The organism is Corallococcus sp. CA054B, from assembly GCF_003611625.1.
Classification (GTDB): Bacteria; Myxococcota; Myxococcia; order Myxococcales; family Myxococcaceae; genus Corallococcus; species Corallococcus coralloides.
Map to the genome: position 1 here is coordinate 49,255 of NZ_RAVY01000030.1, position 16,316 is coordinate 65,570.

Annotated in this window: 4 protein-coding genes and 1 pseudogene; 4 read left to right on the forward strand and 1 reads right to left on the reverse strand. The window is 72.0% G+C overall.

All coding sequences use genetic code 11. From position 1 onward, the window contains the following. Window positions 1-7: 7 nt before the first annotated feature. Window positions 8-6,466 (reverse strand): MupA/Atu3671 family FMN-dependent luciferase-like monooxygenase, encoded by a 6,459-nt coding sequence (locus D7V80_RS10465; protein ID WP_120588011.1) that lies wholly within the window; start codon window positions 6,464-6,466, stop codon window positions 8-10. Between the two features lie 325 nt (window positions 6,467-6,791). On the opposite strand from D7V80_RS10465, the pseudogene D7V80_RS42675 reads away from it, so the two are divergent. The 4 genes and pseudogenes from D7V80_RS42675 to D7V80_RS10480 all read left to right on the forward strand — a co-directional run. Beyond that, window positions 6,792-6,926: pseudogene (locus D7V80_RS42675) on the forward strand (glycosyltransferase); the annotation flags it as partial. Between the two features lie 490 nt (window positions 6,927-7,416). Further along, window positions 7,417-8,100 (forward strand): glycosyltransferase, encoded by a 684-nt coding sequence (locus D7V80_RS42680; protein WP_233585248.1) that lies wholly within the window; start codon window positions 7,417-7,419, stop codon window positions 8,098-8,100. A gap of 27 nt (window positions 8,101-8,127) precedes the next feature. Next, on the forward strand, window positions 8,128-12,747 hold the full coding sequence (locus D7V80_RS10475) for a type I polyketide synthase (RefSeq protein ID WP_120588012.1): 4,620 nt from the start codon (window positions 8,128-8,130) through the stop codon (window positions 12,745-12,747). A gap of 106 nt (window positions 12,748-12,853) precedes the next feature. Then, window positions 12,854-16,316: non-ribosomal peptide synthetase (locus D7V80_RS10480; protein WP_147447035.1), on the forward strand; the 3,463-nt coding region annotated here is incomplete at its 3' end.

Here is a 16,316-nt window from a genome sequence, read left to right on the forward strand (position 1 = left end):
CCCCGCCCTACTTCCTGGCCCGCTGACGCTGCCGCTTGAGGCTCTCCAACTGACGCCGGGCGCGGTCCTGCGCCGCCTCGACCTGGGACTGCGACGACGCGGGCTCCTGCCTCGCGAAGCGCGCCAGCGCGCTGATGGTCGGGTGCTCCAGCAGCTTCAGCAGCGGCAGGTCCTGTCCCAGCACGGGCTTGAGCTGCGTGTGCACCTGCACCATCAGCAGCGAGTGCCCGCCCAGGTCGAAGAAGTTGTCATGCACGCCCACCTGCTCCACCCGCAGGACGGAGCGCCACACCTGGGCAATCTGCTCCTCGAGCTGTCCCTGCGGCGCCACGAAAGCGGCCTTCGCGGAGCGCACCACGCCAGGCGCGGGCAACGCCTTGCGGTCCACCTTGCCATTGGGTGTCAGCGGCAGCGCCGGCAGGTCCACCACCACGGACGGCACCATGTGCTCCGGCAGCCGCTGCGCCAGGGCATCCCGGAGCGCGGCCACATCGACCGCCGCGCCAGGCCGGGGCACCACGTAGGCCACGAGCCGCACGTCACCGGGCACGTCCTCGCGCGCGACCACCACCGCTTCACGCACGGACGGCTGCGCCGCGAGCGCCGCCTCGATTTCGCCCGCCTCGATGCGGAAGCCCCGCACCTTGAGCTGGTGGTCGACCCGGCCCAGGAACTCCAGGGTGCCGTCCGCCCGCCACCGCGCGCGGTCTCCCGTGCGGTACAGGCGAGCCCCGGGCTCGCTCGACCAGGCGTCCGGGACGAAGCGCTCCGCCGTCAGCTCCGGCCGCCCCAGGTAGCCGCGCACCACGCCCGCGCCGCCGATGTAGAGCTCACCGGGCACCCCCACCGGCGCCGGCCGCAGCCGCGCGTCGAGCACGTAGAGCTGGGTGCGCAAGAGCGGCGTGCCGATGGACACCACCGCCCCGGCCTCTCCAGCCTCCACGCGCGCGGTGGACGACCAGATGGTCGTCTCCGTGGGGCCGTACATGTTGAGCAGCTGCGCGGTGTCCGGCAGCGCCTGCTTCAGCGCCACCGCGAGCGAGCCCGGCAACGCCTCACCCCCGACCATCCACCGGCGAAGGCCGCCCAGCGCGGCCACGGACTCCGGCTCGGCCAGCAGCGCGCGCGCCAGGGACGGCGTGCACTGCAGGTGGGACACGCCGTGCTCCCGCAGCTGCTCCGGGATGGACTTCGACGCGCCGGAGCGGCGGCTGTCACGGACGCAGCGCTGCCGGACCTCGTCGAGGAGCGGCAGGCTGGCGAGCACGGTGTCCGTGGGGATGCCGAAGTCGATGAGACACCCCACCTCGTCCACGCCGAGGGCCTGGAGCTGGTCCACCCGCTCGCGTACGGAGCGCGGCGTGCCGAACAGGCCGCTCGTCTCGAAGTAGCGCTCGAACGCGTGGCCCGCGAGCCGGTCCAGGTCCGCCCCGGTGGCCGCGTCCATGTCGATGCCGAGCGTGCGGCCCAGTCCCCGCATCAGGTCCGCGGAGCTCTTCAGGTAGTTGCGGAAGGGCTGCTCCACCACGGCGCGGACGTGCGCCGCGTCCTCGCCGATGAAGGTGTGCAGCATGAGGGTGACGTGTCCCTCACCCGCGTGCCCCGCCTCGCGCCAGGCCTGACGGTAGAGCGCGACCTTGCGCTCCAGGTCCTCCCACGTCTGTCCCAGCAGGTGCGTGAGGACGTTGCACCCCAGCCGGCCCGCGGTGCTGAACGTCTCTGGGTTGCCCGCGGCCGTGAGCCACACGGGCAGCTCCGCCTGCACCGGCCGGGGACGCAGACGCACGTCCACCTGCGCACCCCCGCCGCCCGGGAAGCGCACCGTCTGGCCGCGCCACAGCTGGCGCACGGTGTCGATGCCCTCCATCATCAGCTCGCGGCGCTTCTCGTACTTCTCGGGCGCGAAGACGAAGTCGTTCGCATGCCAGCCTGACGCCACGGAGATGCCCACGCGGCCACCGGACAGGTTGTCCACCAGGGCCCACTCCTCCGCCACGCGCACCGGGTGATGCAGGGGCAGCACCACACTGCCCGCCCGGATGGCCACGCGCCGGGTGACAGCGGCCACGGCCGCGCCCGCCACGGAGGGATTCGGGTACAGACCGCCGAAGGCGTGGAAGTGCCGCTCCGGCGTCCACACCGCCGCGAAGCCGTGGGTGTCCGCGAACTTCGCGCCCTCCAGGAGCAGCCGGTAGCGGCTCTCCCCGTGGGACGCCTCCGCGTCATCGGCGAAGTAGAAGAGGCTGAAGTCCATGGGGCGCTTCCGGCCCCCGGCGGCACGCGCTGGCGCCTTCAGCGACGCGCCCTCGCCCTGCACCACCACCTTGAAGCCGCGCGTGAGCGTCCACAGCAACTCCAGGACGGAGATGTCGAAGGAGATGCTGGTGACGGCCAGCCACGTGCCCGCGGGCTCATGGCCCACGCGCGCATCCATGGCCGCGAAGAAGTTGGCCACGCCGCCATGGGGGACGACGACGCCCTTGGGGCGCCCCGTGGAGCCCGAGGTGTAGATGACGTAGGCGGGACTGCCGGGCATCGCGCCGGAGTCGCCTGGGTGTCCGGCCCCGGCCGCATCCGCCGTGGCGTCATCCAGCAACACGGTGCGCAGGCCCGCGGAGGGCAGCGAGCCCGCGAGGTGCGCCTGCGTCAGCAGCACGCGCGCGCCCGAGTCCTCCAGCATGTACGTGAGCCGCTCCCGGGGGTAGTCCGGGTCCAGGGGCACATACGCGCCGCCGGCCTCGAGGATGCCGAGCATCCCCACCACCATCTCCGCCGAGCGCTCGGCGCACAGGCCCACGCGCGTCTCCGGCCCCACCCCGAGCCCCCGCAGGCGCAGGGCCAGGGCGGACGCACGGCTCGCGAGCTCCGCGTAGGTGAGCGAGCCGTCGTCCGCGACCACCGCCACCGCGTCCGGCGTCAGCGCGGCCCGGGCGCGGAACTGCGCGTGGATGCAGAGCGACGGGTCCTGCGCCATGGGCGCGGTGATGTCGTTCCAGTCCACCAGCAGCGCGCGGCGCTCCGCCTCGTCGAGCAGCGGCAGGTCCTCCACGCGCGCGTCCGGCGTGGCGACGATGCCTCGCAGCAGCGCCTCCAGGTGCCCCGTCAGCCGCGCCGCAGTCTCGGGCGTGAAGAGGTCGGAGCGGTACTCCAGCGCGCCCTCCAGGCCGAGCGGCGTCTCCACCACCGCGAGCTGCAGGTCGAACTTCGCCGTCCCCTCCACCGCGCCGTCGGGCACGGGCAGCACCGGGCGCCACTGCATGCCGGGCACGTCGAGCTCCACGGGCGGCAGGCTCTCCAGTACCAGGTTCGCCTGGAAGAGCGGATTGTCGCCCCCGCGCGCCGCGCGTGCGGCTCCCACGACCTCCTCGAAGGGGAGGTCCGCGTTCGCCAGGGCCTCGTGGAAGGTGCTCCGCATGCGGGCGAGCAGCTCACGGAACCGCGGGCTCCCCGACACGTCGGCCCGCAGGACGAGCGTGCTGGCGAAGAAGCCCACCACGTCCCGAAGCTCGGCCCGGTCGCGCTGGGCGAAGATGGTCCCCAGCCCGAAGTCGTCCTGCCCGCTGTAGCGATGCAGCAACGCCGCCCAGGCCGCCGCCAGCGTGACGAAGAAGGTGCAGCCCTCGCTCCGGCCCACGGCCTTGAGCGACTCCACCGACGAGGCCGGCAAGGTGAAGCGGTGAAGCGCACCCCGGAAGCCCGGCTCGCGGGGCCGGGGAAAGTCCGTGGGCAGCTCCAGCCGCGGCAGGTTCTCGAGCTTGCGGGCCCAGTACGCACGCTGCCCGTCGAGCGTGCCTCCCAACCCGTGCCGCCACCGCGCGTAGTCCACGTACTGGAACGCGGGCGGCGCCAGCGCCGGGGCGGCGCCGGACACCTCCGCGCGGTACAGCGCGGCCAGCTCCCGGGCCAGCACGCCAATGGACCAGCCATCCGTGACGATGTGGTGCTGGGTCATCAGGAGCACGTGCTCCTGGTCCTCCAGGGCCACCAGGGCGGCGCGAACCAGCGGTCCGTCCGCGAGCTGGAAGGGCGCCTCGCCCTGGGCTCGCGACAGCCGGCCCAGCTCCGCCTCACGCTCCGCCGCGGGCAGCGCGCGCAGGTCCTCGCGAGCCAACGTCAGGGGGCGCGCGGCGGGCAGCACCTGGCGCGGTTGGCCCTCCACTTCCGGGAAGGAAGCACGCAGCACCGCGTGGCGCGACATGAGCGCATCCAGCGCCCGGCCCAGCGCGGGCGCGTCCAGGGGCCCGGCGAGGCGCAGCTGGAAGTGGACGTTGTACAGCGCGCTGTCCGGCACCAGCCGGTCCAGGAACCACAGGCGCTGCTGGCCGGGGGACAGCGGCACGTCGCCGTCCAGGGGGCCCGCCGTCAGGGCCGGCCCCACGGGCGCGGTGGCGCCGCCATTCCAGGTCTCCAGCAGGTGCGCGGCGGCCGCGCTCAGCGTCGGGTGCTGCCAGAGGAACGCCACGGGCAGCGGGATGCCCAGCGACTCCTCCAGGCGCCCGTGCAGCTCCAGCGCCATCAGCGAGTCCAGCCCCAGGCTGGCCAATGCCGTGTCCGGCCCCAGGGACGTGGGTGCCGCGCGCAGCACACGCGCCGCCTCGTGCCGCAGGAAGTCCTCCATCAGCCCCAGCCGCTGCGCGGGAGGTGCCGCGGCCAGCCGCTCCTTCACGGGCGCCGCGGGCGTGGCCCCTGGCGCTTCGGGCGTCTCTTCGCCCGAGGCCACGAGCACCTCCAGCGTGCCGGAGAGGAACCCGTCACGGCAGGCGCGGCGCTGGATCTTCCCACTGGAGGTCTTCGGAATGCTCCGGGCCTGGAGCAACACCACCGAGTGCGCGTGCACCTGGTGCTCGTCGGCCAGCGCGCCGCGAAGCGCCGCCAGGACGGCCGTGTCGTCGAACCCGTCGCGAACGTCCACCTCGCAGACGAGCACCAATCGCTCCTCGCCGCCGACCTCCACGGCGAAGGCGGCGCTGCAACCGGGGCGCACCGCGGGATGCGCGCGCTCCGCGGTCAGCTCCAGGTCATGCGGATACAGGTTCCGTCCCCGGACGATGAGCAGGTCCTTGAGACGTCCGCTGATGAAGAGTTCTCCTCCGGGCGACAGGAACGCCAGGTCGCCCGTGCGCAGGAAGGGCCCCTCCCCCGTGGCGAGCCGCGCACTGAAGGCATGCTCCGTCTCTTCCGGGCGGTTCCAGTATCCCCCCGCCACGCTGGGACCCGACACCCAGACCTCGCCCACCTCATGGGCCGCGCGCGGCAGCCGCGTCCGCGGATCCACGATGAGCACCCGCTGGTCCGGTGCGCCCTGGCCGGAGGACACCAGGGTGCGCGCGGACGGCCCCTCCTCCGCGCCCGGCACCGGCTTCGCCTGGCCCAGCTCCATCGACGCCGCGTCGAATCGCGTCTGGACGTACGGCGTGCCCTTCGTGCCGCCGCTGACGATGAGCGTCGCCTCGGCGAGGCCATAACACGGGTAGAACGCCTCCCGCCGGAAGCCCGCGGGCGCGAACGTCTTCGCGAAGCGCTCCATCGTCTCGTGCCGGACCGGCTCCGCGCCATTGAAGGCCAGGTCCCAGTGGCTCAAGTCCAGCCGGGCCACATCGTCGGGACGGGCCTTCCTGGCGCAGAGGTCGAACGCGAAGTTGGGCCCGCCGCTGCAGGTCCCCTTGAAATGCGAAATCGCCTCCAGCCAGCGCAGGGGGCGCTGAAGGAACGCGATGGGTGACATCAGCACGCAAGGGAAGCCCAGGTAGAGCGGCTGCAGCACCTTTCCAATGAGCCCCATGTCATGGAACATGGGCAACCAGCCCACGCCCACGGAGCGCCCGGCGGCCAGTCCGAAGCCACGGGTAATCAATGACTCATTGTGGAGGATGTTGGCGTGGCTGACCTTGACGCCCTTGGGGTTGCCCGTGGACCCCGAGGTGTATTGCAGGAAGGCCAGTGAGTCGGCTGTCAGCTCCGGGCGCGTCCACGCCGCGGCCTCGGACTCCGGCACCGCATCGCTCGCGACCCACTGGAGCTCGCCCAGCTCGGGCGCCTGGGGCGTGAGGAACCCCGACATCTCCAGGATGGTGCTCGTCGTCAGCACATACCGCGCACCGCAATCCCTCGCGATGGCGCGCAGCCGGGGCAGCGTGCGCTCCAGACGCGTGGGGTCTGGCGGATAACAAGGCACCGCGACGACGCCGCCGTAGAGACAGCCCATGAAGCCCGCGACAAATTCCAGCCCTGGCGGGTAGAGCAACAACGCTCGCTCGCCTGCCGCGCCGAGTGCGCGCAGCCGCGCCGCCAACGAGCGCGCCCGGACGTCCAGCCGCTGGTAGCTCCATTCCTCGATGGGGCCGTCGACGTCGCCTGTCTCCAGGAAGCGATACAGCAGCGCATCCCCCTGAGACCCGGCCCTCTGGCACAAGACGTCCACGAGAGTGGGAAACCGGTGAGCCAACGTCTCGATGTGCTCGGACATGTCTTCTCCTGCAGTGCCAGGGATGTCACGCGGCCAAACACCAATACAGGGTACGGAGAACCCGGAAACAATCGCCGGTCAGTCCTCCCCGACCCCGCACGCCGCTCCATCAGGAGGAGGCAGCACGCTCGCCCACAACCCGAACGCACCACCGCAAATGCCGCGCTTGTGCCACCGGTTCCGCATGGTTGTCCAGATAAACAACAATGTCCGCGATTACAGTATCAGCGGTTCCTGATAAGAATATTCCGTCACTAGCAATCCGCATGGAGCGATGCCGCATTTCACTTTCAATTCGTATTTGAGCAGCCATATGGGAGCATCCATGCGCGCGGTGCTGACAAACTTTGGGAGCACGGGAGACATCCTGCCCTTCGTGGCCCTGGCCCAGGAGCTGCGGCGCCACGGGCATCAACCCGTGCTCGCGCTCCCGCCCTCGTTCGAGCCGCTCGCCCGCTCCCAGGGCGTGCCCTTCACGCCGGTGGGCCCGGACCTGAGCCACGCCCAGGACGACATCACCCGGCGGATGATGGTGAGCCCGGATCGCATTGGAGAGGGAGATCAGCTCCAGACCCTGTTCACGCCCCTGGCCACCGGGCTGCCGCGCATGCTCGAGGACCTGCGCACCGCCTGCGTTGGAGCGGATGTCCTCATCAGCGGGCGCGTCCAGCCCGCGGCGCGAATGGTCCACGACCTCACGGGGATCCCCTTCGTGTCCGTCTACGTGGAGCACTCCGGCAGCGGGGGTGGCCATCCCGCGTTTCTGGAGGCCGTGCGGCGTCTCATCAATCCCGTGAGGCAACAGGCCGGGCTTCCGCCCTTTCACAACCCGCTGGTGGACGGGGAGTCACCGCAGCTCGTCCTGTATGCGATGAGCCAGCACGTGCGCCCTCCTCCGCGCGACCTGCCCGGCCACCACCACATGGTGGGCTACTTCTTCCTGGAGGGTGATGCGCTGGCGTGGACCCCGCCCCCCCGAGCTGAAGGCCTTCCTGTCCGAAGGCGAGCCCCCGCTGTTCTTCACCTTCGGCAGCCTCCTGCACGAAGACCCGGAGGCCTTCACCCGCCTGCTGGTGGACGCCGCCCTCCGCTCTGGCCGCCGCGCCATCATCCAGCGCGGCTCCAGCCGGCTGGCGCAACAGTCGCTGCCGCCGGGCTTCCTGGTCGTGGATGGAATGCTGCCCTATTCGTGGCTCTTCCCACGGACCGCCTGCGTCGTGCACCACAGCGGCGCGGGGACCTGCTCGCTCGCCTTCCGGGCAGGCACGCCCCAGGTGCTGGTGCCGCATGCCTACGATCAGTTCCTCTGGGCGGACCTCGGCTTCGACCGCGGCTGCGCACCGGCCCCTGTGCCCGCGTCACAGCTCACGGCCGCGCGGTTGGGGGATGCGATTCATGAGGCGCTGACGTCCCCGCGCATCCGGCAAGCGGCCACCGCGGTGGGCGAGCACGTCCGGGGCGAGCAGGGGCTCAGGGTCGCGCGGCAGCACATCGAGCAGCTCCTGGCACGGCTGGGCGGCGCGCGGCCAGCGACGCCCGGGACGCGCGCGGACGATGAAGACGACGAGACGTCATCGGGCCCGCGCGGACGCTCCGCCCTGGAGCAGCAGCGCCTGCGCAGGCGGAGCCACTGATTTCTTCAACGAGAGGATTCAAGACCCATGGCGGCTGAAGACGCGTGGAACGGACTGGAGATCGCGGTCATCGGGATGGCGTGCCGCCTTCCCGGAGCCCCTGACGTCGAGACGTATTGGAAGAACCTCCGCGACGGCGTGGAGTCCATTGTTCCGCTCCAGGACTCGGAGCTGGAGCCGTCGCTCATGGAGGATGCCTCCCTGCGCAAGGACCCCAGCTACGTGCGCGCGGCGGCCATCGTCGAAGGCGCGGAGGACTTCGCCGCGTCCTTCTTCGGCATCCCGCCCAAGGAAGCGGAGCTGATGGACCCGCAGCACCGCGTCTTCCTCGAGTGCGCGTGGTCGGCGCTGGAGGACGCGGGCTACGACGCCAGCCGGTACAAGGACCGGATTGGCGTCTACGCGGGCGCCAGGACGAACACCTACGTGTTCAACCTCTTCTCGAACCCGGCGGCGCTGGGCGGCGCGGGCGCGTTCGAGCTGGGCCTGGGCAATGACCTCGCGTTCCTCAGCACGCGCGTGTCCCACCTGCTGAACCTGCGTGGGCCGGCGTACTCGCTGCACACCGCGTGCTCCACGGCGTTGGTGTCCGTCCACCTGGCCGGGCAGGCCCTGCTCGCGGGTGAGTGCCGCATGGCGCTGGCCGGTGGCGTCGCCATCCAGGTCCCCCAGCGCAGCGGCTACCTGTACCAGTTCGGTGGCGTGGCCTCGCCGGATGGGCACTGCCGCGCCTTCGACGCCAAGGCCCAGGGCACGGTGTTCGGCAACGGCGCGGGCGTGGTGGTGCTCAAGCGGCTGGAGGACGCCCTGGCGGATGGCGACACCCTCCACGCCATCATCCGCGGCTCGGCCATCAACAACGACGGCTCCCAGAAGGCCAGCTTCGGCGCGCCCAGCGTCCAGGGACAGGCCCGCGTCATCCGCGACGCGCTCGCCGCGGCGGACGTGGACGCCCGGAGCATCACCTACGTGGAGACGCACGGCACCGGCACCCAGCTGGGCGACCCCATCGAGGTGCGCGCGCTCACCAAGGCGTTCCGCGCCAGCACGGACGACACGGGCTTCTGCGCGCTGGGTTCGGTGAAGACGAACATCGGCCATCTCGACGCGGCGGCCGGTATCGCCAGCTTCATCAAGGCCGTGCTCTGCCTGAAGCACCGGGAGCTGCCGGCCACGCTGCACTTCGAGCAGCCCAACGCGCAGATCGACTTCGCCAGCAGCCCCTTCTTCGTCAACGCCAGCCTGCGGGAGTGGAAGGCCGGCCCACACCCGCGCCGCGCGGGCGTGAGCGCGTTCGGCATTGGCGGCACCAACGCCCACGTCATCCTGGAGGAGGCCCCCGCCTCCGCGCCCGCCGCTCCGGGCCGCCCCTGGAACGTGCTGCCCCTGGCGACCCGGACGGACTCGGCACTGGACAGCGCCACCACGGCGCTGGCCGCGTGGCTGGAGAAGCACCCCGACCTGCCCATGGCGGACGTGGCCTACACGCTCCAGGTGGGGCGCCAGCCCTTCTCGTACCGCCGCATGGCCGTGGTGTCCGACCGCGCGCATGCCGTCCGCGTGCTGAGCGGCGAAGAGCCCGAGCGCATCGTCACCACACACCAGGAGTCCCGCGCCCGCCCCGTGGTGTTCCTGCTGCCGGGCGGTGGAACCCAGCACGCCGGCATGGCCGGAGGGCTCTACCGCACCGAGCCCGTCTTCCGCGCCGAGGTTGACCGCATCGCCGCCCTGCTCCGCCCGCATGGCGTGGACAACCTGCTCGCCGCGATTCAAGCCGCGCCGAACGACACCGTGGACGGCCTGTCGCGCAGTGCCCTGGCACTGCCCGCCATCTTCGCCGTGGAGTACGCGCTCGCCCGCCTCTGGATGTCCTGGGGCATCGAGCCGGAAGCGATGATTGGCCACAGCCTGGGGGAGTACGCCGCGGCCTGCCTCGCGGAGGTGCTGTCCCTAGAGGACGCGGTGGCGCTGGTCGCCCTGCGCGGGCGGCTGCTCGACGGGGTGCCCGCGGGCGCCATGCTCAGCGTCACCCTGCCGGAGACCGAGCTGCGGCCCCTGCTGGGCGACAGCCTGGACCTCGCCGCGGTGAACGCGCCCAACCAGTGCGTGGCCTCGGGCCGCGTCGACGCGGTGGAGGCGCTGGCGGCCACGCTGACGGCGCGAGGCGTGGAGCACCGGCGCCTGCACGTGGACGCGGCGGCCCACTCCCGCCTGCTGGAGCCCATCCTGGCCGAGTTCCACGCCAAAGTCGCCACCCTCCAGCTGAACCCGCCCACGAGGCGCTACGTGTCCTGTCTCACGGGGACGTGGATCACCGCCGAGGAGGTCACCCGGCCGAAGTACTGGGTCGACCACCTGCGCCAGCCGGTGCGCTTCATGGAAGGGCTGCGCGTGCTGCTGGCGGAGCCCGCGCGCGTGCTGCTCGAGGTGGGGCCCGCGCAGTCGCTCACGGCCCTGGCGAAGCTCCAGGGCGAGGCGACGGGGACGCGTCCGTCCATCGCGTCCCTGCCGCACCCCAAGGACCCGCTGCCCGACGAGGCCTTCCTCCAGGGAGCCCTGGGCCGGCTGTGGCTCGCCGGCGTGGAGGTCGACTGGCAGGGCGTGCACGCCCACGGTCCCCGCCGCCGCGTGTCCCTGCCGCCGTACCCCTTCGAACGGGAGCGCTTCTTCGTCCCGCCCGGCGAGCGCTCCTCCAGCGCGGGCGCCGGCACCACGCCCCAGGGCAAGCTGCCCGAACTGGCGGACTGGTTCCACCTGCCTTCATGGCGGCGCACCCCGCCGCTGGCCGCCACTCCCGGGGCCCTGGCCTCGCCGCGAGGCTGGGTGGTGTTCACCGACGGAGGTCCGCTGGCCTCCCGGCTGCTGGCGCTGCTGACCAAGGCCGGTCAGGACGTCGTCACCGTGCGCGCGGGCCCCCACTTCGCTCGCGAGGACGACCACCGCTTCACCGTGGCGCCGGGACAACCGGCGGACTACGTGTCCCTGCTCGAAGCCCTGAAGGGTCGCGCGCACCGTCCCGAGGTGTTCGTCCACTTCTGGAGCCTCACGCCGCAGGGCGACGTCGCGTCCTCCTCCGAGCGATTCCGCGCCATCCAGTCGCGCGGCTACTACAGCCTCCTCTTCCTGGCCCAGGCCCTGGGGAAGGCGGGTGGCACCGAGCCCGTGCGCGTGGAGGTCATCTCCAACCACGTGCATGACCCGGACGGCGCCGCGGAGGCGATTCCCGAGAAGGCGACGATGCTGGGCGTGTGCAAGGTGCTGCCGCAGGAGCATCAGCACGTCTCCACGCGCTGCATCGACGTGGTGCTCCCCCAGGCGGGTGCCGCGGACACCCTCGCGCGCGGCCTGCTCGCCGAGCTGTCCACCCGCACGCGCGACATGCTCGTGGCCTTCCGGGGCACGCGCCGCTGGGTGCAGGAGTTCACTCCCGTGAGGCTGGGCGACGGCGAGCCCGTGCACCCGCTGCGTGAGCGCGGCGTGTACCTCATCACCGGCGGTCTGGGCGGCGTGGGTCTACTGCTCGCGGAGCACCTGGCGCAGACGCAGCGCGCCCGGCTGGTGCTGCTGGGCCGCTCGGCCTTCCCCGCCCGCGAGTCGTGGGACGGCTGGCTGGCGGAGAAGAGCGCGGAAGACCGCATCAGCAAGCTCATCCACCGCGTGCGCGCCATGGAGGCACATGGGGCGGAGGTGCTCGTGCTGGCGGCGGACGTCGCGGACGCCACGCGGATGCGGGCCGTGGTGGAACAGGTGGAGGCCCGCTTCGGCGCGCTGCACGGCGTGCTGCACTGCGCGGGCGTCACGCACGGTGACTCGCTGTACAGCTCGCTCACGGAGCTGGGCACGCAGGCCTCCGAGACCCAGTTCCAGCCCAAGGTGTACGGCACCTACGCGCTCGACGAAGCGCTGCGCGGCCGGGACATCGACTTCGTGCTGCTCTTCTCGTCCAACGCGGCGGTGCTCGGGGGGCTCGGCTACCTCACCTACGCGTCCGCCAACGTGTTCATGGACGCCTTCGCGGCGAACCGCGCGGCCCGGGGCGTGGGCAGCACGCGCTGGGTGAGCGCGTCCTGGGATGGCTGGCCCGAGGAGACGAAGCACTACGCGGGCTACAAGACGAGCATGGACCAGTACGCCATGACTCGCGAGGAGGGCGCGGAGGCGGTGCGCCGGCTGGCCACGCAGGGCCTGGACGGTCCGCTGGTGGTGGCCACGGGTGACCTCTCCCACCGCCTGGCGGTGTGGATCCACCGGGACGCCCCCGCGACCCGCCCCTCCACGTCCGCCTCCCGGCAGGCGCGCAAGGGCACCCACGTGCCGCCCGCCAACGAGACGGAGCAGGCCATCGCGGCCATGTGGCAGGAGGTCCTCGGCGTGGAGCAGGTGGGCCGCCACGAGAGCTTCTTCGACCTGGGCGGACACTCGCTGCTGGCCACGCGCATCGTCGGCCGGCTGCGCTCCACGTTCAACGTGGACCTGCCCCTGGCGAAGCTGTTCGAGGTCTCCACCGTGGCGGGGCTCGCCCAGGCGGTGACCGTGGCGAAGGAGGCCCAGGAAGCGGCGCTCTACCAGGAGCTGCTGGACCAGGTGGCCAACACGCCCGAGGACCAGCTCGAGGACCTGCTGGCCAGGGCCGCCCAGGAAAACTGAGCCACACGCCAGCCAAAGCCACCGCTCCACCGGCTCCCTTATTTTCCGCGCCCACCCGAGGCCAGCCTCGCTGGCGGTGGGCGCGCAATCCATCCGGACGTCCTCCATGCGCGACATCTCGAAGGAACTTGGCAAGCTCTCCCCCAAGCAGCGGGAGCTCTTCGAAGCCCTGCTCCGCCAGCGGCAGAAGCAGCAGGACGCCCAGGCGGCGCCGGGCATCCCGCGGCGCCAGGGCAGCGGGCCGGTGGCGGCGTCCTTCTCCCAGCAACGCCTGTGGGTCCTCAATCAGCTCGAGGGCGGCAGCTCGTCCACCTACAACATCCCGGTGGCGGTGCGGCTGGAGGGGGCGCTGGATTGGACCGCGATGGAGCAGGGCCTGGCGGAGCTGGTCCGCCGCCACGAGGCCCTGCGCACCACGTTCCAGCAAGGCGATGACGACCTGCCCCTGCAGGTGGTCCACCCCGAAGGCACGGTGTCGCTGCCCGTCGTGGACCTCACGGACGTGCCCGAGGCCACGCGCGAGGCGGAGGCCCGGCGGATCGCCGCGGAGGAGGCGCGCCGTCCCTTCTCGCTGGAGCAGGGACCGCTGTTCCGGACGACGCTGCTGCGCCTTTCGCCGGAGCGGCACGTGCTGCTCCTGTCGATGCACCACATCATCTCCGACGGCTGGTCCACCGCCGTGCTGGCCCAGGAGATGGCGGTCCTCTATTCGGCCCACGCCACCCGGCGCGCGCCGGTGCTGCCCCCCCTGCCCGTGCAGTACGCCGACTATTCCGTCTGGCAGCGGGATTGGATGCAGGGGCCGGTGCTCAGGAAGCAGCTCGACTACTGGCGCGGCCAGCTGTCGGGCGCGGCGCCCACGCTGGCGCTGCCCACCGACCGTCCCCGCCCCGCCGCGCAGACCTTCCGGGGGAGCGCGGTCCGCGTGGAGCTCGGGACGCACCTCACCCAGGCCACCCTCGCGCTGGGACAGCGGCACGGGGCCACGCCCTTCATGGTGCTGCTGGCGGCGTGGCAGCTGTTGCTGTCGCGCTACTCCGGGCAGCAGGACATCAGCGTCGGCTCGCCCATCGCGGGACGCCGCGGCACCGAGCTGGAGGGCCTCATCGGGTTCTTCGTCAACACCCTGGTCCTGCGCACCCAGGTGTCCCCGGCGCAGACCTTCCCCGAGCTGCTGGCGAACGTGAAGCGCACGACGCTGGGCGCCTATGAGCACCAGGACGTTCCGTTCGAACGGTTGGTGGAGGAGCTTCGCCCGGAGCGCAGCCTCAGCCATTCACCGCTCTTCCAGGTGATGTTCGTGCTGCAGAACACGCCGGGCACCGAGCAGCGCCTGCCGGGCCTGGGCCTGGAGGTCCTGCGCCCGGAAATCACCGCCACCAAGTTCGACCTCACCCTGGCCCTGGCGGAGTCGCCCAACGGGTTCAGCGGGATCCTCACCTACAGCACGGACCTGTTCGACGTGTCGACCGTGGAGCACATGGTCGGCCACTACCGCGTGCTGCTGGAGGCGCTCGTCGCCGGCGTGGAGCTGCCCGTCTCCCAGCTCCCCCTCCTCACGCCCACCGAGCGACAGCGGCTGCTGGTGGGCTGGAACGACACCACCGTTCCCTTCCCCGAAGCGCGCGGTGCCCACCAGCTCATCGAAGCGCAGGCCCGGAGCGCGCCGGACGCGCTCGCCGTGGTCGCGGGTGCGACGCGCCTGACGCGACGCCAGCTCGATGCGAAGGCGAACGCGCTCGCGCATCACCTGCGTTCGCTGGGCGTCGGCCCTGAGTCGCGCGTCGGCCTCTGTGTGGAGCGGACGGAAGACCTCGTGGTGGGCATGCTCGCCATCCACAAGGCCGGAGGTGCGTTCGTCACGCTCGACCCGACGTATCCGGCCGACCGGCTGGCGTTCATGGTGCGGGACGCCTCCACCGAGCTCGTGCTGACCTCGAGCACCCTGCCAGAGTCCCTGCTCCCCACGGGGCCCGTTCGCGTCCTGCTGGATGCCGACACCGCGCGCATCGCCGCGAATCCGTCGGACGCGCCACCGGTCACGGCGGTGGAGCCCGCGCAGCTCGCGTACATCATCTACACGTCCGGCAGCACCGGCCGGCCCAAGGGCACGCTGCTGGGCCATCGCGGCCTGGTGAACACCGCCGTGGCCGCCGCGCAGGCGCACGGCTATCACCCTGACAGTCGCGTCCTCCAGTTCGCGTCGCCCGGCTTCGATGCCGCCGTGTGCGAGGTGTTCGCCACGCTCGTCGCGGGAGCCACGCTGGTCATGGCGCCCCGCGAGCAGCTGCTGCCCGACGCGCCGTTGCGCGCGCTGCTGGACGAGCACCGCATCACCGCGGTCACCCTGACGCCGTCCGTGCTCGCCCGGCTGGAGCCGCGAGGCCTGTCGTCGCTGGAGACCCTCATCTGCGCGGGTGAGGCCTTGTCGCCGGAGCAGGTCCAGGCCTGGGCCGGCCGGGTGCGACTGCTCAATGCGTACGGCCCCACGGAGGTCACGGTCTGCGCCTCCATCACCCGTGAGCCGCTGGCGCCGAACGGCACGCGCGTGCCGGATATGGGCAAGCCCTGGCCCAACACGCGCGTGTACGTGCTGAACGGCGCCATGGAGCTGGTGCCCGCGGGGGTCGCGGGAGAGCTGTTCATCGGCGGCGTGGGTCTGGCCCGTGGGTACCTGGGACGCCCGGACCTCACCGCGGAGAAGTTCGTTCCCGACCTGTTCGGTGCCACGCCGGGCGGGCGGCTGTACCGCACGGGCGACCGCGTGCGCTGGAGCGCGGACGGGACCCTTGAGTTCCTGGGCCGTCTGGACGCCCAGGTAAAGCTGAGAGGCTTCCGCGTGGAGCTGGGCGAGGTGGAGTCCGCGCTCGTCGCCCACGCGGGTGTCCGGCAGGCCGCGGCGGTCGTGCGGCAGGATGCTTCGGGTGACCCGCGGCTGGTGGCCTACGTGGTGCCGCAGGGAGACGCAGCCCTCGATGCGGCCTCGCTGCGCACGCGCCTCGCCGAGGTGCTCCCCGACTACATGGTGCCCGCCGCGTTCGTCTCCCTGCCCGCGCTGCCGCTGACCGCGCACGGCAAGCTGGACGTCCGGGCGCTCCCCGTTCCCGGTGCGGAGTCCCTTGCCCGCGCCGCCGCGCGCGCGCCGGAGACCCAGACGGAGAAGAAGCTCGCGGCGCTCTGGTCCGAGCTGCTCGGCGTCGAGTCCATCACCGCCGCGGATGACTTCTTCGCGCTGGGTGGACACTCGCTGCTGGCCACCCAGGTCGTCTCCCGGCTCCGCCGCGAGCTGGGCGTCGAGTTGCCCCTGCGTGCCCTCTTCGAAGCGCCGACGCTCGCCGCGTTGGCCTCCCGTATCGAAGCGGGCACCCGGCCTGTCGCTTCCGCGCCGCCGCTTCAGCCTGCCTCTCGCGACGGCCACCTGCCGCTCTCCTTCGCGCAGCAGCGCCTCTGGTTCATCGACCAGCTGGAGCCCGGCAGCGCCGCCTACAACATCCCCACCGCTGTCGTTCTGGAAGGCGAACTCCAGCCCCACCTGCTCCAGCAGGCGCTGGAAGCACTCACCCTCCGGC

Excerpts from the sequence above, each read along its gene's own strand:
- D7V80_RS10465 (WP_120588011.1), bottom strand. The coding sequence starts at position 6,466 with ATGTCCGAGCACATCGAGACGTTGGCTCACCGGTTTCCCACTCTCGTG.
- D7V80_RS42680 (WP_233585248.1), top strand. The coding sequence starts at position 7,417 with ATGCGCTGGCGTGGACCCCGCCCCCCCGAGCTGAAGGCCTTCCTGTCC.
- D7V80_RS10475 (WP_120588012.1), top strand. The coding sequence starts at position 8,128 with ATGGCGGCTGAAGACGCGTGGAACGGACTGGAGATCGCGGTCATCGGG.